Source organism: Bacillus cereus group sp. MYBKT14-1 (assembly GCF_051915185.1).
Classification (GTDB): domain Bacteria; phylum Bacillota; class Bacilli; order Bacillales; family Bacillaceae_G; genus Bacillus_A; species Bacillus_A cereus.
In genome coordinates this window covers 457793-479471 of sequence record NZ_JBQAEF010000003.1, presented here as the reverse complement: position 1 = coordinate 479471, position 21679 = coordinate 457793, and the positions used below count along the sequence as shown (strand labels likewise).

Sequence of the window (21679 nt, the reverse complement as noted above, 5' to 3'; positions counted from 1 at the left end):
ACCGAAATCCTCATCATTTTACTAATATGTTACTCTTCCACTTTAAACTGCTCGACTAATCTTTCTAAATCTCTCATATGTTCTGTCAAACTTTCCATCGTGTGAGCTACCTTTTCTAAATGATTCACCTGTGATTCCGTTGCAGCATGTACCTCTTCAGAAACAGCTGCACTTTCTTGACTCGTACCAGCAATTGTATGCATTACCGCTGTAATTTCCCCTTGCTCATAACCTATGTTATGTACCTCTTCTACAATTTTTTCAACTGAAGTACTAATCGTATTTACAACTGACATAATTGTACGGAACTCCATTTCCGCCTCTGACGTCACTTTATTTTGCACATCTGCAATGTCTTTCAATTTACTTACAACTTCTACAACCCTTTTTACTTCTAATTGTACATCACCAATCATCATTGTGATTTCTCCGGTTGCCTCTTTTGATTGTTCCGCTAATTTCCGAACCTCTTCAGCAACAACCGCAAATCCCTTACCTTGCTCACCTGCACGGGCAGCTTCAATCGATGCATTTAAAGCAAGTAAATTTGTTTGATCCGAAATACCTTTTATAAGCTCAACAACATTTTGAATCGATCCAACTCTTTGTTCTAACTTATCCGATGCTTCTTCTGTATGAACAACAATCGAAGATGATTGTCCCCTCGTACGGATTAAATTCCTCATTGTATTTAATCCTTGCTTAGATGCCTCTTCCGCTTTGCCAGCCACTCCTTTTATTTCACCAACGGAGCTATTCATTTGTTCTACTGACTCCGCCATATTCTCGAGCTGAGCTGAAACTTCATCCACACTATTCGCAAGAGTAGAAGCTCCTCCGCTCACATCATCCATCGCTCCTGAAACTTCTCTACTAGCCGCTACTGTTTCGTTCGTTAAATAATGTAAACTATTCGTTGATTGTTGCACCGTTGATACGCTGTTTTTAATTTTACTTACCATTTCATTCATTTGTTCAACCATATCATTAAAGTGCTTCGTCAACTCTCCAACTTCATCTTTACTTGTCACTTTCATTCGCAGCGTTAAATCGCCTTCTGCTACTTTTTGCACGTGATTCTTTAATAGTTGCAGTGGTCTTGCTAATCTTCTTGAGAACAAGTAGGAAGCTACGATTCCAACTAATAAACTAATACATGCCATTATAATAACTGTATTTCTCGTACTATTTAATAGCCCATCGATCGTTTCTTTCGGATAAAAGATTCCTATCGTCCATTTCATCGTATCAAATGATTGACTGTAAACAACTACATCTTCACCTTTTATTGTAGTGACCGCATATTTTGTTCCCTCTTTATTTAAGCTCTTTATAAGCGGCTCTTTAGAAACATCTTTCCCTATCTTTTCTGGATAAACAAGAGCCATATTTTTATCATTTATAATAAACATTTCTCCGTCATTATTGTATTGAATATTGTGAAGCAACTTCTGAATCGTCCCAAGCGATACATCCATCGCAACAACGCCTAATACAGATCCATCTTGAGCTGTAATTGCTTTAGAAACACCTACACTTAACTTTCCTGTTGCAATTTCATAAGAAGGTTGTCCCCAATGGACCTTTTTTACATCAGCCTCTGAATCTTTATACCATGGTCTTGTCGTTGGATCATATCCTTCTGGCACTTGCCCACCTTCAGCAAGATTGGCACTTAATGTTTTTTTATCTTTCGTACCAATATATAAATCTAAAATACCAGGATGATTCTTTTTATACTCCGCAAACTCTTTCGTTAAAAACGCTTCCTCTTCTGGAGTAACCCCACCTTGAAGTATATTACGAATCATCTCACTGTTCGCGTAATACCCCATATCTTCATCCGTTCTTTGAACAAATGTCGTAAGTTGCTCTGTCACAAGATCCATCGCATTTTGAGAATACTCGTCTAAGGAACGCACTTCCTTTTCTTTCTGTAATTGATACACAGCTGTACCCAATATTACGAACATCATAGAAATAAGAACTGAAAACACTACCGCAATTTTTAAACGTAAACTTCTTAACATCTTCCCCCCAGCATCCCCTTTGCATTAAATTAAAAAACTTATTAATCATTATATTAAGTATAATAGATAAAATTAAAAAATTGAAATTAATTCTCACCTTAATACAATTAGAAAACGGACTACCACTTGTGCAAAAACAAATAGTTCATTATCCTTAAAATATAATCTCATTCGTTCGGAGGGAACTATGTTACAAAAATTCGGTTTCTCACAATATGAAAGCCAAGCTTATGAAGTTGTCGTATCAAGCAATGAACCATTAGATGCTACAACAATTGTGAAGCATTCAGGTGTTCCAAAAGCAAAAATATATGAAGTACTAGCACGCCTAATCGATAAAGGAATGGTAATGGATTCTGTTTCAGAAAAGAAAAAATTGTATACAGCATTACCACTAAAACTAGCAATTGAAAAATTAACGACAGAATTCCAATCAAATATTAAAGAACTGGAAACAAATATATCAAAAAAATCATTTACAGATGACCGTGTGTGGAGCTTAAAAATGCAATCTTCTATTCGAGTTCAAAGTAAAGAACTCATTGAAAGTGCACAAGAATCAATCCGTATTTCAGCTTGGAATGATACTCTTTTAGAATATCTCCCTTTACTAGAACAAAAAGCAAAACAAGGTGTTCAAATTGAATCCCTTATTGTTGGAGAAGTAGAAACAGACTTAGAAAACATGCATTTTCTAATCCCAGCTGAAGAACCTAATGCATTAGAGCGCTACTTGCTACTTATCGTTGACGATCGTGAAATTTTATTTGCTGGCGTAGAACAAGAGTCATGGCAAGCGATGAAAACAATGTCACAACCTTTCGTAAAGTTCTTTACAGAATTTTTCTATCACGACGTTGCACTTGCAAAGATCACCCAGAAGCACCACGATCTCTTTATGGAAGATGATGAAATTAAGAGTTTGTTGATGAAATTGAGGTACTAATTAAATAATAAAAAGGAGTCTAATTTTTCACTTAGACTCCTTTTCGTTTTGTTCCTTTATCTCCATCAACAGCTCAATGATTTTCTCATTTTGCTCCACTTGTTTCTCTGAATTTTGATAGATGCAACGAATCCAGCCTAATACAAAAACAGCTACAACTATCGGTAATAGTGTAAGTATTATACCGAATATCGAGAAATTAAACACCATTTTCCCATCACCTCGCTACATACCAATTCTCCATATTCTTACTAAAACCTGCGATTTTTTACAAATAAAAAAAGAACCTATCAAACGATAGATTCTTCTTTTACGAACTGAGTAGAGCGTCCTCTCGTAATCGAGAAAATCGCGCAAAGCAGTGCTAATATAATAAAGCCACCGCCTACCCAAGCATTATATATAACAGATGATTTTTCAATAACAACTCCGCCTACTGTTGAACCGAGTGCAATTCCTAAATGAAGCGCAGAGTTATTTAAACCTTGCTGAATACCAGCTGATTCCGGTGCAATTTCAATTAAATAATTTTGCTGTGCTGGTGAAATCGCCCAGCTCAGCATACTCCAAAGTCCCATCATAATGATGAAGAGCGGGAATGAGAATGTCATTAATGGCAGTATGAAGATTGCACACGCAAATACGATAATGATAGAAATAATACTTTTCTTCGATCCCCATTTATCAGCAAGCCAGCCACCGAATCCGCCGCCGATTACTGCTGCGATTCCGAAAATAAAGTAAAACACACTAATCCAGTTTGCTTCAACATGCATAACATCTTTTAAAAATGGTGTTAAATATGCATACAATGTTAAATGCCCCGTTAAAAACAAAAATGATGTTAACTGTGCACTTACAATTTTTTTATCTTTTAAAGTAGCAAGTTGTTCTTTTATTGATAATACCGATGTCGGTGGTACCTTCGTTAAGAACAATGAAATACAAGCTATTGCCATAACTGTTAACACAGAAATTAATACAAATGGTGCACGCCATCCGTATGCATTTCCGAGTACAAGACCGAGCGGTACTCCAAGTACAAGTGATCCACTAATTCCCATAAAAATGATTCCAATTGCACGCGCACGAAAATGCGGTTCTACTACACTAGACGCAAGTGTTACCGATAGTGCAATAATTAATGAACCACTCGCCGCACAAATAACCCTTGAGAACATTAGCATTCCGTAATTCACACTAAATGCGGAAATAATATTTCCGATTAAGAAAATCGATAATGCTCCAACATACAATGTTTTTCTTTCAAACTTCCCTGTCACAGCTAATAAAACTGGACCTGACAAAGCAAATACTACCGAAAATATTGTTATAAGCTGACCAGCTGCGCTAATAGATACTCCTAAATCATTGGCAACTAAATCGAGCGTTCCTCCTATAATTAACTCAACCGTTCCGACTACGAAAGCCGCGATAGCTAAAATATAAACACGAAAATTCAAGTCTTTCCCCACGCTTTCTATTTTGGTTACTACGACTATAGTAACCAAAATAGAAAGTGGACGCAAGTATAATTTTTTTACAGTAAAAAAGGTAGGCGTATTATACGCCTACCCTTCCATCATTCTGTTTCTTTCTTCTTATTTAAATACCAATACACCGGAAGTCCCGTAAAGACAATTCCAATTGATAAGAAACAACTTACCGGATCATTGATAATTGCACTACCAATTACAAAGAACGAACCTAAAATCGCTACGATTGGTACGATTGGGAATAACGGCACACTATATGCACGCTCTTTATTCTTATTACGTTTTCTTAAAATGAAGACACCAATAAACGTCATTACATAGAAAATATAAATAATGAATACGGAAATCTCAGATAGCTTATTCGGATCACTAATAATCATTAAAATAATTCCTAAAATGATTTCAACAGTAATCGCATTTGCTGGTGTTTTAAATCTCGGACTTTCCTTTGCAATAAACTTAGAAAATGGAAGTTGTCCACGCTCTGCCATAGACATTGGGATACGTGGGAACGTTAAAATCTTTCCATTTAAACAGCCGAAAATGGAAACGATAATACCGATACTAATAATTTTTCCGCCATATTCTCCAAGTAACATGCCTGCAGCTGTCGCTGTTGCATTTTCTCCAAGGTCTACAATTTTCGCTGCTGGTAATACATTTAATAACGCCAAGTTAATTAATACGTAAGCAGCCGTTACGATTAAAATCCCTACTGTCATTGCTTTCGGTAATAACTTTGTTGGATTCTTCATTTCTCCACCAATCGAAGCAAGTAAAATCCAGCCGTCATAAGCAAATAACGTTGCTAAAATTGCCATTCCGATACTTTGATTTTCCGATATCGGCACGACTACGTTAAAGATATCGCTATTCCCTTTCCAGAAACCTAGCACAACAATTAACACAATCGGAATCATCTTCCCAATTGTCGTGATTGTTTGAACGATACCTCCGTATTTTGTTCCCATACTATTTACAACGCCAAGGAACACAACCGTTCCAATTGCGATTGGTAAATTCCATGCTTTATCTAAATAGAAAAAATTAATCATTAAAGAACTAAAATATAAACCTAATGTTCCGATAATAGCAGGTCCATAAACAATTGTTTGCATCCAACCTGATAAATATCCCCAAAAACTTCCGTAAATCTCCTCTAAATACGTATACAACCCACCATTTTTCGGGATTTGCGCTCCAATTTCAGCTACTGTTAAACCACTTGCTAGCGTCAACAGACCACCAATTACCCAAGCAAGAATGGCCATATTAGAACTCCCCGAGTAATCTAGTACGCTGCCTGGTTTCATAAACACACCAGATCCAATAATTGTTCCTACTACGATAGAAAGTGCTACTGTTAAACCAATTTTGTTCTTCTCATCATGATGCATGCTGCGTATCCTCCTTCCAATCCTAGTGTGATGCAAAAATGAAATAAAAAAACACTCCTCCCTAAAAAAGGGACGAGTGTTGTATTCGTGGTTCCACCCTTGTTTCAATTCGTAAAGTAACACACTTCACCAATTTCTCAAGTCTAAATAACGGTTTTTGCCGGCAAGCAATTACTAGATGCTCGTTCACTGCTGCAGTTCAGAGGTGGTAATCCATTTTTCCGTATTAGGAAGCTCACAGCCAAAGGCTTCCCTCTCTGAGAATCGTAAAAAATTGATCGTGTCCTCATCATCACTTCTTGATGTCGAATTTTGTAGTTATTGTTCATTATATTGAATTGTTAGAAAAAATCAATATATTTTTTTATATAACATAGGAAATATTTCTCTTCTTATATTATAACAGAAGGTACGACACTTCTCCATTTCCCTAAAAATGGTATAATCCATTTAGGAGGTGCACCAATAATGATTGCTGTCTTTTGTATCATTGCTACGTTTCTCTCTATTCTATTCGCTATCATGCATCGGCACAAGTATCCTGGTTATAGCATTTTAGCGGTAGCTATTATACCAGCTGTTTCCTTCTACGTATTGGGTAAATATCAATATACGGAAGTGTTTATCGGTTTTGCAATCTTCTACTGCATCTTCGGATACATACTAACAATGAAAAGAATTTTATTGAATCATTAAAAGGGACCGATTTCTATAAGTAGAAATCGGTCCTCGCACGTACCTTCCGGTTGCCCCACGAAAGATACATAAATCAATTATTTATCTTCTTTTTTCATAAAAAACTTTTGATGCGGTAAATCAACATTCAATGCCTCTAATTGTTTCTTTTCGTTGTCTAAAATCGCTTTTGCTTTTGTTTTTGTTGCTTCATCTAATCCAGCAAAGATGTCTTCATGCTTCTCTTTCTCTGGAAGTTTCACACCTAATTTTGTTAATTCTTCTTTTGCTTGCTCATGCGTTAATTTTCCGGATTTCTTTTGCTCTAAAATTGACTTCGCTTTCTCTTTTGTCTGTTCATCTAAGTTAGCAAACATGTCTCCATGTTTACCTTTCTCCGGCATTTTCACACCTAGCTTTGTTAATTCCTCTTTTGCTTGCTCATGCGTTAATTTTCCGGATTTCTTTTGCTCTAAAATTGACTTCGCTTTCTCTTTCGCCTGTTCATCTAAGTTAGCAAACATATCTCCATGCTTACCTTTCTCCGGCATTTTCACGCCTAGCTTTGTTAATTCCTCTTTTGCTTGCTCATGCGTTAATTTTCCAGATTTCTCTTGCTCTAAAATTGACTTCGCTTTTTCTTTCGCCTGTTCATCTAATCCCGCAAACATTTCTTTGTGCTTACCCTTTTCCGGGAACTTCACGCCTAATTTTGTTAATTCTTCTTTTGCTTGTTCTCGTGTTAATTTACCAGATTTCTCTTGCTCTAAAATGGACTTCGCTTTTTCTTTCGCCTGTTCATCTAATCCTGCAAACATCTCTTTACGCTTCTCTTTCTCTGGAAGCTTTACACCTAGTTCCTCTAACTGTTTCTTTGTATCGTCCATAATTGTTTTTACTTTTTGTTTTGTAGCGTCATCCAAATCCTTTTTCGCCGTTTTTGCAGGCTGATCCACTGCTGGAGTATTCGTTGCCGCGAATGCCGGAATGCCGACTCCTCCAATGATTCCGAATGATAACGCACCTGCAATCACTAAATACCCAACTGTTTTCTTCTTCATAGGAAATTTCCTCCTTCATATTTCTAATGCATGTACACTTTCGTATACAATGCCTATAGTAATGTCGGTTTCTTAACATTTCCTTAACGATTTAACAAAAAAACACCGCTCGTAATGAGCGGTGTTTCTCTATGCTTTTTGTAATTGTAACTCTTCACGTTCCATTATTTTTCTTAATACAATTGTTTGTGTCATTGTAAATAAGTTACCTGTTATCCAGTACAACACAAGTCCTGATGGCGCCGCAAACCCCATAAATAGAATCATTGCCGGCATCATAATTTGCTGCATCTTTAGCATCTGTACTTGTTCTCCAGGTGTAATATTCGATTGGAAAACTTTCATCTGAATAAATGTCGTTAACGCTGCAATAATCGGTAATATATGATATGGATCTGCATGTCCTAGGTTCACCCATAAAAACGAAGATGTGCGAATCTCTTCCGTTCTGCTAATCGCATAATACAAAGCAGAGAAAATCGGCATTTGTATTAATAATGGCCAGCAACCAGCAAGTGGATTCCAACCGCCTGATTTCATTAGTTCTGACATTTCTTTTTGATACTGCTTTTGTTTTTCAAGGTCTTTGCTTACATCACCGTACTTTTTCTTTAGCTTCTGCAATTCAGGTTGCATTTTCTTCATTTTCGCTTGGCTGCGATATTGCGAAACAGCTAATGGAATCATTGCTGAACGAATAACGAGCGTCATAATAATGATAGCAATCCCAAAGCTAGCTCCAGGTATATGATGAGCAACAAATTGAATCATAAACGAGATTGGATATACAAAATAATGATCCCAAATCCCCGTACTATGTGCATCAATTGGGGCTGTATTACTGCAACCAGATAAAACAAAAACAAGTAATAATGATAAACTAACGAGCACAGCTCGGTATGATTTTAACATGTTCATTCCTCCAATGTTTCGTAATTATTTAGCGAAACATTGGCGTATACGGACCGACCTCGTCATTCTCTTCACTTGATTCTTGTCTGCGTACAGAACGAATCATTCCATATTTATAAAAAATAGAAAATAGCGGTACATTTCCTGCACTATCTTCACATGTATCAACTAACGCAAAAGCTCTTTGTCTACCGCTTGATGCTTGTTGACGCACAAAGCGAGAAACATTAGCAAGGAAGAAAACTTCTAATAAACAAAGTGCCGTCGTTACAAACGATATATATAGAATTGCATCCTGCAATAAAAATTCCATCGCTTCACATCCTTAATAAGGTCATTTTAGCACATCGGGCAAATATTCTCTATTTCCTTTTATTTTCAAAAAAAGTATTTTGCATATTTTCTCAAGAAAACAATAATTAAGAAACGTTGTATTCGCTTTCTTTAGCATATTCACACACATCAATGAATAGGCTTGATTTATTAGAAATTTATAAAATTTTTGCATTATAATAAAACTATTGCCAGTTTTTGAAAAAACCTTTATTCTCTTCTTGTAATCAAAAATGAATATGGAGATGAAACATACTATGGGTCAACTAGGAGACGCCGATTACGTTCCCGACACCGCCTTTTTATCCTTCCCAGCAGCTAAAACATTTCACTTAGAATTTATGATACAGTTGGTTGTTATTTTTATAGCTTCTATTTTGTATGCAATTTCTATGAATATGTTTTTTATCCCGCATAATATGATTAGCGGTGGATTCGCTGGTGTAGGGATGATTATCGGTTATTTAATGCACTACAATATCGGTGCACTTATCTTTTTACTAAACATTCCTCTTCTTATTTTAAGTCACTTTTACTTAGGCAAGAAGACAACCTTTTTAACAGCTTACTTTGTAGCTGTGTCATCGTTAGCGATGAACATTATCCCGGTACACCAAGTTTCAGACGATATTTTACTTTCTTCTGTATTCGGTGGTGTTATCTGCGGAGCAGCTTCAGGAATTATATTCCGATTTGCTTCTTCAACAGGTGGTTTTGATGTTGTTGGATTGATTGTAGCTAAATATCGAGATGTTTCAATTGGAGCAATCATATTTGTATTCAACTTAATCTTACTTGTAGCAGCAGGTTTTATTTTCGGATGGGATATTACACTTTATACGTTAATTAGTCGATTTGTAGTCAGCAAAGTTATCGACGCTGTGCATACGAAACATATTAAATTAACGATAATGACTATTACAGAAAAAGGCGAGGAAATAAAAAGCGCACTACTACATCACGGCATACGCGGGGTGACAATGGTAGACGCTGTCGGCGGCTATACAAACCATAAGAAAAAAATGATTTACACTGTCGTGACTCGCTATGAGTTAGGCGAAATGAAACGTATTATCCGTCAAGTGGATAACAAAGCATTTATGAACATTACTGAAACAGTTGAAATTGTCGGCCGTTTCAAACGCATATAAAAAGGTTAATAAATTAAAGGGCATAACATATTAGTCATATATAATATGTTATGCCCTTTGTTATTCAACTAACGTACCTTTTAGCATAATAAAATCACTAAGTTTATTACTACAAATCGGAGGATAGCATTCCATATACAATACTATCTGTCCATTCATCTTTATTCCAAAAATCTTGTATGAAATGGGCTTCCTTCCTCATGCCTATTCGTTCACACAATTTTTGTGAAGCTGTATTACGTGCATCAAGATTAGCCTGTATACGATGTACATTACATTCATTAAATAATTTCAATACCAAACTACTTACTGCTTCTGTCGCCAAACCTCTTCCAGCTACTTCATTAGAAAAACTATAACCAATCTCAACAGTGTCTTTCATATTTGTGTACCATACGGATAAATCACCAACTACTTTAGTTTTGTATATAACTGCCAAACTTAATATTGTTTCTTTAGTAAGTACATGATTTGCTAACTTCTTATTAAATCTTTTCTGCATGTCTTCATGAGTCCACTTATTATGTAATAGGAACTTACATGTATCATCACTATTATAAATAGCAAATACATCCTGTAAATCAGTACTCTTAAAAGGTCTAATTATTAATCTTTCTGTTGTGAACTCCAAGTTAGCTCTCCTCCCTTACATTCATGCTATAAAACATTTTTTATAGTATTTAAGCCTCATTCTTAGATCTCACCTTGATTACATATTTCATCATAATAAATTAAAATCCTTCTTCTACTAAACTGCACCGTTAATGGTATTTCCTTGTGCTTTTTATTTTTTACACTTATTACAAAATCAGATAATTCTATTATTATGTCCCTAAATGTGTTATAATGAAAGCAGACTCACAAAAAAGAGTATATAGACTTGGAAGTTTCTCTTATTTTACAAGCAAAAAGAAACGAGCAGTCGGGTATATTTCAGACACCATACACGTAACGGTTTAAACAACCGATCATCTTAGTTACTCTTCAATGATCTTTTTATAAAAAGATACGTACAATTAAAACTCACTTCAATATACTATACCTACCTTTTTGACTTCCAAATCATCTTATTACATAGGGAGATGAACATATGAATCAATATATACGATATACAATAGCTGTCCTGTTTGCTATTATCGGCGGAACAATCTGCTTCTGGACAAACACTCAGCTTGGAGAGAATATCATCTTTAATGGAATCGAAACACTTGTAAGCGCTTCAATTTTAGGCGGATACATTTACTTCCTCTTCAATCCAGAAGAAAACGCTCAAAAAACAATGTTATTAACAATGATCGGAATCGTTGGTGGATGTATTTCCTACTCAATGACAAACTATACATTACCACTTCAATTAAGCTCAGCTTTCTTCCACGGTCTATGGACTTGGTTCATTGCATTCTGCTTAGCAGACGTATTCAACCTATTACAAGACAATGAAGAAGATAGCGGTCGCCAAATTGAAAGTAACTCTTAAGCTGGAAGATACTCTTCCAGCTTTTTTATGTTGGTTTGCATATCCCCGCATCACGATAAAAAGAAGTTACCCTCACGGCAACTTCTTTTCCATATACCCCACTTCGTATTCACTAAAATATATCAACGATTTTTCAAATATATCGATTGTTTCTCCACTTATATCAACGATTTTTTCATTATATCAACGATTCGACGTAGGATATCGATTTACCGACATCCTTCGACACTCAAAACGCACAACATACCCTACCCCCCAAGCAACTTACTGCCGAACTCTACGATTAAAAAGATAATTAATAGGATCGCGAGTATCTTTAATGCTACATATGCCACTTTAAAAACAGCATAAATGAGCAAGGCGATTAAAATAATCGTTAAAATTTCCATCTAGAATTCCTCCAAGCTTTGCTCTTCTTATCTCATTTTACTCGTCCTAGGCTGTTTATGGAACGGCATAAGATGACATAGAAAAAAGAGGATACCTCACCCTTCGTAAGATACCCTCTCTTTCAGCTGCTTAAACCATTCTCTTTCTAATTGTAAATATCCCATCTCACTCTTCTCGGCGCTCTTTAATTCTTGATCGGCTTTCTTCATATAAGTACGGGACGCTTCCATATTGCCCTCTACATATTTAATAATCCCTTGTGTACGGTAATATCCACTTAGGTCCATTTTTGTAATAGCCTTTGCATGTTCCTTTGCTTCTCGCAAAGAAAGACTATCCATCTGATAAAGGGCTTTATATAAAAGGTACCAACTATGAAAACTACTAACGAAAAACTTATTTTCTTTCGTTACAGGTAGTTGAACAATTCGTTCTATATACGGTATCGCTCTTTCCATTCCCTCTTGATCTGCACGAGCAAAAAAGACGAGCATAAGTCTACTCATTATCTCTCTTATCCCTTTATTCTCTTTTATTTTCTCCTCACTCAATTCTACTAACCTTTCATCCCAATCTTTCGGTCTTTTATAACTAAATAACTCACTCGATATTTGAATCTCATATAAGTGATTTCTAGCTCTTTCATCATCTTTAATTAAAATAAGAAATTGCATCCCATCACTCATAAGCATTCCTTTTATCGGCACAATTGTAACCGCAAAGATTGCAAAATGGAAAAAGGAAAAATATAAAAGATATTGATAATAACTCACCATATATATGTAACCGGAAGTAATACCAAATAGTAAACTCGTAATCGGTCCACCTAAAGTGAGCCACGCCCACTTTTTCGAAAGATTCGGTGTCTCTATAGAAGGTGGAACTAGTGTTGCAACGCCTCCAAAGTACGCCCACAATTTATTTTCTCGAATGCGTAATTTTCCCTTTTCTTTTTGAATAGTAATGGGTCCTACTGTCATAAATTTAAATGTCAAACCACCTATTACACCAAATACTACATGTCCTAGCTCATGAATGGCTAACACTAACAATGAAATTCCAACTATTGCCCATAAGTTCAAAATTACTTCTAATTTCCCAGTTCGGATTACTCCGTATAAAATGGACAGAATTAGCGCCACTGTCATTGAGCCAGCTGGCCTTCTTAAAATATCCACCTTTTTCTCCCCTTAATAAATCATTTTTCTTTGCATTTCGTACATGAACTTCCCGAGATGCAATATCCAAATAAATGAGATTAAGCCAATTAATACAAAATCGATATCACTAGCAGCTGTATATATAACGGCAGCCCACCATACATATGCCAATATTGTATTCGTAAATTCATACGCTTTATATCCAGCCTCATGCACAATGTGCTTTAATCCTTCATCTGCGTTTTTCGTCCACATTTTCATAGATTCCATATACGTTACACCTTGTTCAGGATATAGCTTATTATAACGATTTTTTGTTATAAGTCCGATAATTACTACAGTAGTTAAACAAACAATAGAAGCTACTAAATTCCACACCGCAAATGAAACATTTGTATCCTGCAACAGTGCACGTCTACATGTAATAACTGCATATACAAACCATGCCTGCGTAACTATATCGCCTACACGTAAATATATACTTATAATGCCTAATTTTCTGCCTTGTACGCTCTCTTCTTCATCGCGTGCCTCTGCTAACATACGTGTATTCTTCCAAGTATAGTACATCATTAAAATTCCAAAAATAGTACATATACCTATAAATGTATTGGATGATAATTTTTTCGGTTCATCCGAGAGTAAATTTAAAGCTATATAAGACGTTAAAAAGCCACCCATCATACTTAATGCTATTTTCCCCACAGAATCAAATTGTTTTTTTCGTTTACTCTTCATCGTCCTCTTCCCCCTCTACTAACGTAAATATTTCCTCCACCGGTACATTGAAAATTTGTGCGATTTTTAACGACAATACGATAGATGGTGCATAATCCCCGCGCTCAATTAAACTAATCGTTTGCCGTGATGATCCAATCGCTTTCCCTAAATCCCCTTGTGATAAACGATGCTTTGCTCGCAATTCCCTCACTCGATTTTGAAGCTTCATGTCTTCCCTCTTTTTCATTTATTTAATTAAAATTGTAAATAATATCCTTATCTTTGTCAATTATAATTGTCATTACGACTATAATAATTGACAAGATACTTATTTCTTATCCTGTATCAAATTCCTATAAAGAATGTAAAATGCGCATTAAACATAGTCTTGAAAATAAAAAAGTCAGTGCTTTTGCACTGACTTCCTAAATTCTGACATAGAATGGATTTCATATTAACTTGCGTTTTGTAGTAATACTCGTTTTAACTGCTTACGGAAACGAATACCTAACGTAACCGCTACAATCACAATAACTCCAAAAATGATTTTACCGATATGACCTTCTAGCACTCCAAAGATATCATGTAAGTTTCCACCTAACCAGTAACCACCGATTAAGAAGAATGATACCCAAAATAGAGCACCTGAATAAATTGTAATGGCAAAACGACGAAATGGTAAATTAATAATTCCTGCAAAGTATCCTGTGAAATGACGTACACCAGGAATAAAGAAACCAATAAAAATTAAGAAGTACCCATACTTATCAAACCACATTCTCGTTAAGTCAATTTTTCTTTGCGTTAAAAATACGTATTTCCCATACTTTTGAATGAAAGGCATACCTAATTTATTTCCTAAAAAGTATTGAATCGTCATTCCTACACTTGTCCCAATAAAGGATAGAATAATTAAAATCGGTAAACTTAAATCACCCTTATGTGCTAAAAATCCCGCATATGCTAACGTTGGCTCTCCCGGAAACGGAAGTGCAATATATTCTAACAGCAAGCCGACAAGTACAACATAGTACCCGTATTGCTGAAATAATTCATGAATCCATTCCATGTCATCTCTCCTTTCAATCACGTACAACTTCTTACTATTATTGTATAAAAAAATTGTCGAAATAACTATCACAATAGCTTACATTTTTATTACATTTTTGTAAGGGTCACACTAATGATTTTCGTTCTTTATTAAATATTAAAAATCATTTTTCAAGTCGAAATAGCGAAAAGGCGCATTAATAACATGCAAATTTTATCCATTTTTTAGCACTAAAAAACCTCTCTTATTTTGTTCTCAATAAAAAACCATCACAAACTCATGCTAACTTCATATTAGCTTCATATACGTATTGTAAGATTATATCGGAATTTGTTGAAAAATTTAACCAATATATGACTAAGCATTAATTTGAATAAATATAAGTCGTTTTTCGAAATTGAAAAAAGGGTGAATACGAAATGGAAGCATATAAAATGCACGATTTTATTAATACAAATGTTGAATCTCATCAAAATGAAACCGTTTTTAATTTACAAATATGTGAAACAAGTGAATTTGACGTAAGTTTAACAAAATCTACAACACTATCTTTTATCGTTTCAAAAAAGAATATTAAAATTGTCACGAAAAAATGGATTAATTCAAATCAAGAAAGCATGATTGGCAAAAGCTACATCATTCCAACAAAAGCTTTTCATTATTTCTTACCAATCATCTCTGAAAATGAAGATGAGCTAAATATTCAAGTTCAAAGTTTTGGACTACGTGGTGAGCTTTTATTAAATGAAAGATTACTTATTGATAACAACAACAAACACAACAGCAAAATCACTACATTCTTTGAAACATTAGATGAAAATGTAAATAAAGCATTACGAGGATTACAACTTCATTGTATGTAAGACTCTTACGATAGTAAAAGGAGAATAACAATGAAAAAATTATTATTAAGTGCACTATTATCATTAGGATTTTTAACTCTTCCATTCGCTAGCGCAGAGGCAGCTACAACGAAAGATCAATTAATCGTAGACACTCAGTTAAATAAAATGGATTATTATCAGGATGGAAAATTTATAAAAAGTTTTACTGTCGCTACTGGAAAAGCTGCAACACCTACACCTAAAGGCACTTTTCAAATCGTAAATAAAATTAAAAATCGCCCTTATTATACAGGCAAAATTAAAGGCGGCGATCCACGTAATCCACTTGGTGACCGTTGGCTCGGATTAAATATGGCAGGAACTTACGGAACAACTTATGCGATTCACGGAACTAACAATAATCAAGCAATCGGCAAATGGACAACACTTGGTTGTATTCGTATGTATAACAATGATATACACTGGTTATTTGAGCGCGTTCAGCAGCAAGCTACTGTCACTGTAAAATAGCCTAAAAACAAGATTTATGTGTAGCCAAGAATTTTATGTCTTGGCTTATTTTATTTATTCATTTACAGTAGCAAAACAACTGTATTTACATATATAATAGGAATAGATTTGATTAGCTAACATTTAAACATTGATAAACGTAGATATTAAAATTATACAGTTATAATGTTTTATAAATTTTATAATACATACTATAATAGAACTACTGTAATTCTGAACTATTCAGTAACACTAAACTATTCCCCTTGCTACCTTTATGATTATTTTATAGCGGGGGCTTATTATATGTATAAACAATCTGAGTCACTCGAAAAATGATGAATTCGAATATTGCAGTAAAAAGCGTTATTTAGGAGGTGTTACTATGACGCATATACTGGTGATTGAAGACAACCCAGATATACAAGAACTTATTCGTGAATTTCTAATGGCACAAAACTTTACAGTTGATGTAGTTGGTGCTGGAACAGAAGGTATTCTTCTTTTCCAAAAAAATTCATACGACCTTGTCCTCCTCGATGTAATGTTACCAGATATAGATGGCTATAGTATTTGTAAAATTATGCGAGGACAATCTGATGTACCAATCATTATGTTAACAGGCTTACATAATGAAGAAAGTGAAATTAAAGGATTTGAGTTAGGTATTGATGACTATATTACGAAACCGTTCCATTACACTGTATTTATTAAGCGTGTAGAGGCTGTATTAAGAAGGGCAGCAACGAAGGAAGCAGAAGCTGCAACTATACTACAATTCCATGAATTGATGTTAAACTCTACAGCATATGCAGCTTATGTTCATGGTAATCAAATTGAATTGACAACAAAAGAATTTGAAATTATTTATACTTTACTGCAAAATCGAGGAAAAGTATTATCAAGAAGTGATTTGTTGAATAAGGTATGGGGCTATGAACATTATGGTGATGTAAGAGTTATAGATACACATATTAAAAACTTAAGAAAAAAATTAGGAATTCCTTATATTAAAACGGTGAAAGGCATTGGCTACAAAATCGAATCGTAGCAAAGACAACATCACCAAAAATATTTTCATCAAAACCTTATTATTTTGTATTCTTTTATCACTTTGTCTTTATCAAATTATTTACTTTCTAGCTTCAAACTACGATAAAGAACGTTTTGCGAAAGAAAATGGAACGCCGACTACAGAACAGGCGAATTCAGATAAGCAAAACGACGAAAGTAAAACGAAGCAAAATAAAGCTGTGTCAGAGGGGAGCATTTCTAATTTCCAATCTTCTATTATAGATTATAAATCTCTTTCTACAGCTATCAATCACCTTTTGCAGCCTAGCCAAACTGCAAAGGCAAAAGAACATACACAAAATCTTTCGGGGAAAAATAGCACTTCTAATCCGCCTACAGAAGCAGAAAAGAAAGCCGCTAATAATGATGCCTTACATACACAAAATGCAGCAAGTAAAACAAATGATACAAATGATAATCCAAAGTTAGCAGATGCGTTGCAGCAATTAGCTCCACATATTGGCGCGACAATGCTTGCATTATCACTACTCGGATCTTTAATTTATACAAAACTAATTGCCAAACCTTTTCAATATATGAGCGATGCTTTAAAAGATATTATGAATCTTGATTTCTCAGATAAAAAGCTACTTAACAAAAATGCAGATCAAACAGATTTTAATTTGCAAGTAGCTGCTTCACAAGTACCAAACATTGTGAAGAATTTACATGCAAGCAATCAAGATTTAAGAAATGAGCTCAAGAAGGAACAACAATTAGAACAATCTCGTAAAGAATTTATGTCTATGGTATCCCATGAATTAAAAACACCAATCGCAGCCGTTATGGGACAACTAGATGGCATGATTCACGGAATTGGAGCTTATAAAGATAGAGATAAGTATTTGAAACGTTCCTACGAGATGATGCAAGACATTAACATATTAACGGAAAAAATGTCGGAATTATCCAAAATACAAAACCCTCAATTTAAACCTAATTTAGAAGTCATTTCTTTATCTAATATTATTGAGGATGTTATGAAGAAAGTAGATTACTTTGTATCTGTAAAACAATTAAATGTACAATCTAATATTAAACACGACGTACAAATTTTAGCTGATCCTAAATTTATTCAAACTGCTATTTTTAACATTATTTCAAATGCAATTCATTATACAATTGACCATCAGCACGTATATATAAAGCTTTATGAAAAACCAAATGGTTACGCATTAGAAGTATTAAATACAGGTTCACAAATTGATGAAGATAAACTTGCTCATTTATTTGAGCCTTTCTATCGCGCAAACCCTGATAAACACGGTTTAGTACAAGGTAGTGGTCTTGGATTATATATCGTGAAACAAATATTAGATAAACATCAATTTCCTTATGGGATACAAAACACGCCTCAAGGTGTAAAATGTTCTATTGTATTCCCAAAAGCAATGTAAAAACCTACTACAATTTCATACCCCAAATTTCATACTTCGTATGAGTGGCGGAATTTTGTAGAGTGTCTTACTCTGTTTCGTTCGCCCGTTATCCTTATTTGGATAGCGGGCGTTTTTTATTACTTAAAAGGAGGATTTTTTATGGAGAAGTTTAAATATTCATTGCTCGTTTTATTCGGTGCTTGCAGCTATGGCATACTTTCAACTATTTTCAAACTCGGATTCATAAATGGATTTTCAGCACATCAACTATTAGGAGGACAATATGTCTTCGGATGGATTGGACTATTTCTACTCGTTCTTTTCTTTTCACGTCATAAAGTAACAAAAAAACAATTCTTTTCATTACTAACCGTCGGAACAACAATGAGTATGACTGGGATTTTCTACGCTATTTCTGTAGAAGAACTACCCGCATCTATCGCTGTCGTCCTACTCTTTCAGTTCACTTGGATTGGTGTCATTATCGAAGCGATTGCAAATCGAACATTTCCAAGCCGCGATAAGATCATATCTATCCTTATTTTATTTGCTGGTACATTGTTTGCAGGTGGTGTATTTGAAGGCCTCGGACAAAGTTTTTCTACGAAAGGGATTATCTTTGGACTATTAGCTGCAGTCTCTTTTTCATTCTATGTTTTTGCAAGCGGGCGCGTCGCTACGGATGTTCCGCCTTATACGAAAAGCTTCCTTATGACAACAAGCGCTACTCTTATCGTATGCCTATTCTTTCCGCCAACCTTTTTAACAGACGGTGCTTTGCAAGCCGGTCTATGGAAATATGCTTTCTTCCTCGGATTATTCGGCGTTGTTGTACCTGTCATTTGTTTTTCAATCGGTGTACCAAAGGTTGGAACAGGGCTTGGTACGATATTAGGTGCAGCTGAATTACCAACTGCTATTATTGCTTCTATTACACTTGTACATGAAGTCGTAACGTTCATGCAGTGGATTGGAATTATTTTCATATTAGTTGGGATCTTCATTCCTCAGCTGCTTACGGCTAGGAAAGAAAGGAAACAAAATCGCGTGCATAGCGCTTGAAAAAATACAGAATTTATATAAAAGATATAACTGCAATTAAAATAAGTAAATTTATCTGGAGGTATAAATGACTATTTTAAGCATCGTATTTTTTGCTATTATGTGTATCTTCTTCCTAATAAGATATATGAAAGAAAAGAAATTTTACGATTTACTTCTCATTCCCGTTTGTATATATGCAGGAGCAGTGAAAACTCCTTTCGTAGAGTACTTAAACTTTAATACTACATTTAAAATAACGTATGATATTGCAGCTATTATTCTTGTAATCCTTGCTGTACTTTTCTTTTTGAAAGATAAGAAAGAGAATCATACTGCATAACAAAAGACCTTTCATTTACTTGAAAGGTCTTTTTCTCTATCTCATTTTACTGCTCCATACAGCTTCTCTATCTCATGCTCAATTTGTTTTACATCGATTCGCTCAAATAATGGCTGTACGCTATCAATTCTACTTGGCAACGTATTTTGCGGTTCCCAATTTCGTTTCACAATCGACAATGTGTTTCTAACCCTTTCACTTGAAAATGGTAAAAACGGTTCAAGGAGATTTGCAAAATTAGCGATAAGATACACACAGTTATAAATCGTTTCTTCACATGAAACTGGATCATCTTCTCTTTGTTTCCAAGGCTGCTTTTCATCAAAGTATTTATTTGCAAAACGTACTGCATCAAATATTGTTTCTAGCGCCACCTTAAATTTAGTTTGCTCAATCGCCTCTCCTACACGCTTATATAATCCTTCTACTTTATCTTTCAGCTCTACCTCAATACTTCGCTTCGGCACGATACCACCATAATATTTTTCGATAAACTTTAATGTCCGGTTCACAAAGTTCCCGTATGCACCTAATAATTCACTATTATGACTGTAAATAAATTCCCGCCATGAAAAATCAGTATCGCGATTTTCTGGTGCGTTGACGGTTAAAAAGTAACGAATAGAATCTGGATCATAGCGTTCTAATATGTCAGGCACCCATACTGCCCAGTTTTTACTTGTAGATAATTTTCTTTTTTCAACTGTTAAATATTCATTCGAAACGATATGACGCGGGATTGCTTCCTCCCCTATTCCAAGTAATACCGCTGGCCAAATGACGGAATGAAACGGAATATTATCCTTTCCGTGCACATAATATGTTTTCGCTTCGCTATCCCAAAACTCTTGATCATCTTTCCCTGTTTCTTCAGCCCAATATTTACTCGCTGAATAATAGCCTGTCACTGCTTCAATCCATACGTAAATTTTCTTATCTTCATACCCTTCTACTGGAATTGGTACCCCAATTGGTAAATCACGTGATACGGCCCTATCTAGTAATCCTTCCTTTACATATCTCTCTGTTAGTTGAATCGCATTGTCGCGCCATGTCCCTGTTTGTTTGGTAATTTCTACAGCCCTTTTAATTTGCTCCTGAAATGTATGCAATGCGAAATAGAAATGCTCTGTTTCCTGTACAGATGGTGTACTACCACATAACTTACATTTCTTTTCTAACAAATCGAGTGGATCTAAAATAGCAGAACACGCATCGCATTGATCTCCTCTTGCTGCTTCATGGCAATGTGGACATATTCCTTCTACATAACGATCCGGTAAAAACTGCGTACACGTTTCACAATACGCTTGTTCCACTATTTTTTTATAAATATGTCCTTCTTCTAATAAACGTAAAAAAACATTTTGAACCGTTTCATGATGGTGCTCACTATCTGTACGTGTATAGCAATCATAAGTAAAACCAAGGCTACGAAAACATCGCTGGAACTCTTCATGATACTGATCAGCAATTTCCTTCGCCGTCACACCTTCTTGTTTTGCCCTAATTGCAATCGGTGTTCCATTACAATCACTTCCCGAAACATACAGCACATTCTCACCTTTTGACCGGTAATAACGTGCTAAAATATCTCCAGGTAATAAACTCGCAATATGACCAAGATGTAATGAACCATTCGCATACGGCCAAGCGCCCCCAATAAAAATACTCATCTTACATTCCTCCTTTAAAATATAAAAAGCCCC

General features: G+C 35.1%; 24 protein-coding genes and 1 other annotated feature. Of the genes, 10 read left to right on the top strand and 14 right to left on the bottom strand.

Annotated elements, in window-relative coordinates; genetic code table 11:
* Positions 1-29 precede the first annotated feature (29 nt).
* Positions 30-2030, bottom strand: a complete 2001-nt coding sequence (locus ACTFO4_RS12320; RefSeq protein ID WP_065381823.1) for a methyl-accepting chemotaxis protein — start codon at positions 2028-2030, stop codon at positions 30-32.
* Positions 2031-2217: 187 nt separating this feature from the next.
* On the opposite strand from ACTFO4_RS12320, the gene ACTFO4_RS12315 reads away from it, so the two are divergent.
* The gene (locus ACTFO4_RS12315) at positions 2218-2976 is read left to right on the top strand and encodes a TrmB family transcriptional regulator (RefSeq protein ID WP_016125651.1); all 759 of its coding nucleotides are present in this window, start codon (positions 2218-2220) and stop codon (positions 2974-2976) included.
* Positions 2977-3003: 27 nt separating this feature from the next.
* On the opposite strand, the gene ACTFO4_RS12310 is transcribed toward ACTFO4_RS12315, so the two are convergent.
* The 3 genes from ACTFO4_RS12310 to ACTFO4_RS12300 all read right to left on the bottom strand — a co-directional run bounded on the left by ACTFO4_RS12310 (position 3004) and on the right by ACTFO4_RS12300 (position 5869).
* Positions 3004-3186, bottom strand: a complete 183-nt coding sequence (locus ACTFO4_RS12310) for a hypothetical protein (RefSeq protein ID WP_098583817.1) — start codon at positions 3184-3186, stop codon at positions 3004-3006.
* An 80-nt stretch (positions 3187-3266) separates the two neighbouring features.
* Positions 3267-4451: an MFS transporter gene (locus tag ACTFO4_RS12305; protein WP_002026529.1), complete on the bottom strand. Its 1185-nt coding sequence runs from the start codon at positions 4449-4451 to the stop codon at positions 3267-3269.
* A gap of 107 nt (positions 4452-4558) precedes the next feature.
* Positions 4559-5869 (bottom strand): APC family permease, encoded by a 1311-nt coding sequence (locus ACTFO4_RS12300; RefSeq protein WP_063537968.1) that lies wholly within the window; start codon positions 5867-5869, stop codon positions 4559-4561.
* A gap of 65 nt (positions 5870-5934) precedes the next feature.
* Positions 5935-6171: a binding site (T-box leader), on the bottom strand.
* Between the two features lie 166 nt (positions 6172-6337).
* Between ACTFO4_RS12300 and ACTFO4_RS12295 the strand changes: the two genes are divergently transcribed.
* Positions 6338-6565 carry a hypothetical protein gene (locus tag ACTFO4_RS12295; RefSeq protein ID WP_000562231.1) on the top strand — a complete coding sequence of 76 codons (228 nt, stop codon included), beginning with the start codon at positions 6338-6340 and terminating at the stop codon, positions 6563-6565.
* Positions 6566-6642: 77 nt separating this feature from the next.
* On the opposite strand, the gene ACTFO4_RS12290 is transcribed toward ACTFO4_RS12295, so the two are convergent.
* From ACTFO4_RS12290 to ACTFO4_RS12280, 3 genes are all read right to left on the bottom strand, one after another.
* Entirely contained in the window at positions 6643-7605 is a 963-nt protein-coding gene (locus ACTFO4_RS12290) for a hypothetical protein (RefSeq protein ID WP_326235364.1), read from the bottom strand.
* Between the two features lie 129 nt (positions 7606-7734).
* Positions 7735-8517: a membrane protein insertase YidC gene (yidC, locus tag ACTFO4_RS12285; RefSeq protein WP_017674525.1), complete on the bottom strand. Its 783-nt coding sequence runs from the start codon at positions 8515-8517 to the stop codon at positions 7735-7737.
* A 28-nt stretch (positions 8518-8545) separates the two neighbouring features.
* Complete coding sequence (locus ACTFO4_RS12280) at positions 8546-8830, bottom strand: hypothetical protein (protein WP_000394930.1); 285 nt, start codon at positions 8828-8830, stop codon at positions 8546-8548.
* Between the two features lie 277 nt (positions 8831-9107).
* Here ACTFO4_RS12280 and ACTFO4_RS12275 point away from each other — a divergent pair, with 277 nt between their 5' ends.
* On the top strand, positions 9108-10001 hold the full coding sequence (locus ACTFO4_RS12275) for a YitT family protein (protein WP_000530044.1): 894 nt from the start codon (positions 9108-9110) through the stop codon (positions 9999-10001).
* Between the two features lie 109 nt (positions 10002-10110).
* Here ACTFO4_RS12275 and ACTFO4_RS12270 read toward each other — a convergent pair whose 3' ends face one another.
* Positions 10111-10632, bottom strand: coding sequence for a GNAT family N-acetyltransferase (locus ACTFO4_RS12270; RefSeq protein WP_227078158.1), 522 nt, complete (start codon positions 10630-10632; stop codon positions 10111-10113).
* A gap of 459 nt (positions 10633-11091) precedes the next feature.
* Here ACTFO4_RS12270 and ACTFO4_RS12265 point away from each other — a divergent pair, with 459 nt between their 5' ends.
* Positions 11092-11478, top strand: coding sequence for a DUF3938 domain-containing protein (locus tag ACTFO4_RS12265; protein ID WP_001077773.1), 387 nt, complete (start codon positions 11092-11094; stop codon positions 11476-11478).
* A gap of 248 nt (positions 11479-11726) precedes the next feature.
* Here the strand turns inward: ACTFO4_RS12265 and ACTFO4_RS12260 are convergent, their stop codons facing one another.
* The 5 genes from ACTFO4_RS12260 to ACTFO4_RS12240 form a co-directional block, all read right to left on the bottom strand.
* Positions 11727-11867, bottom strand: a complete 141-nt coding sequence (locus ACTFO4_RS12260; RefSeq protein WP_000404781.1) for a DUF3985 family protein — start codon at positions 11865-11867, stop codon at positions 11727-11729.
* A gap of 96 nt (positions 11868-11963) precedes the next feature.
* A complete protein-coding gene (locus ACTFO4_RS12255; protein WP_440013721.1) occupies positions 11964-13016 on the bottom strand; it encodes a hypothetical protein in 1053 nt (350 codons plus the stop codon).
* A gap of 42 nt (positions 13017-13058) precedes the next feature.
* Positions 13059-13766 carry a DUF3169 family protein gene (locus ACTFO4_RS12250; RefSeq protein WP_017674530.1) on the bottom strand — a complete coding sequence of 236 codons (708 nt, stop codon included), beginning with the start codon at positions 13764-13766 and terminating at the stop codon, positions 13059-13061.
* A complete protein-coding gene (locus ACTFO4_RS12245) occupies positions 13756-13977 on the bottom strand; it encodes a helix-turn-helix transcriptional regulator (RefSeq protein ID WP_000776168.1) in 222 nt (73 codons plus the stop codon). The genes ACTFO4_RS12250 and ACTFO4_RS12245 overlap by 11 nt, the downstream gene beginning before the upstream one ends.
* A 225-nt stretch (positions 13978-14202) precedes the next feature.
* The gene (locus ACTFO4_RS12240) at positions 14203-14817 is read right to left on the bottom strand and encodes a DedA family protein (protein WP_000454754.1); all 615 of its coding nucleotides are present in this window, start codon (positions 14815-14817) and stop codon (positions 14203-14205) included.
* A 401-nt stretch (positions 14818-15218) separates the two neighbouring features.
* On the opposite strand from ACTFO4_RS12240, the gene ACTFO4_RS12235 reads away from it, so the two are divergent.
* From ACTFO4_RS12235 to ACTFO4_RS12210, 6 genes are all read left to right on the top strand, one after another.
* Complete coding sequence (locus tag ACTFO4_RS12235; RefSeq protein WP_000388769.1) at positions 15219-15662, top strand: DUF3978 family protein; 444 nt, start codon at positions 15219-15221, stop codon at positions 15660-15662.
* Between the two features lie 30 nt (positions 15663-15692).
* A complete protein-coding gene (locus ACTFO4_RS12230) occupies positions 15693-16154 on the top strand; it encodes a L,D-transpeptidase (protein ID WP_000735058.1) in 462 nt (153 codons plus the stop codon).
* A 364-nt stretch (positions 16155-16518) separates the two neighbouring features.
* Positions 16519-17184, top strand: coding sequence for a response regulator transcription factor (locus ACTFO4_RS12225; protein ID WP_000148833.1), 666 nt, complete (start codon positions 16519-16521; stop codon positions 17182-17184).
* Entirely contained in the window at positions 17162-18604 is a 1443-nt protein-coding gene (locus tag ACTFO4_RS12220; RefSeq protein WP_078420907.1) for a sensor histidine kinase, read from the top strand. The genes ACTFO4_RS12225 and ACTFO4_RS12220 overlap by 23 nt, the downstream gene beginning before the upstream one ends.
* A gap of 141 nt (positions 18605-18745) precedes the next feature.
* Positions 18746-19648: an EamA family transporter gene (locus ACTFO4_RS12215; RefSeq protein ID WP_000410481.1), complete on the top strand. Its 903-nt coding sequence runs from the start codon at positions 18746-18748 to the stop codon at positions 19646-19648.
* A 67-nt stretch (positions 19649-19715) separates the two neighbouring features.
* Complete coding sequence (locus tag ACTFO4_RS12210) at positions 19716-19970, top strand: hypothetical protein (protein WP_000154129.1); 255 nt, start codon at positions 19716-19718, stop codon at positions 19968-19970.
* Positions 19971-20011: 41 nt separating this feature from the next.
* On the opposite strand, the gene metG is transcribed toward ACTFO4_RS12210, so the two are convergent.
* Positions 20012-21646, bottom strand: coding sequence for a methionine--tRNA ligase (gene metG / locus ACTFO4_RS12205; RefSeq protein WP_440013710.1), 1635 nt, complete (start codon positions 21644-21646; stop codon positions 20012-20014).
* Positions 21647-21679: the final 33 nt, after the last annotated feature.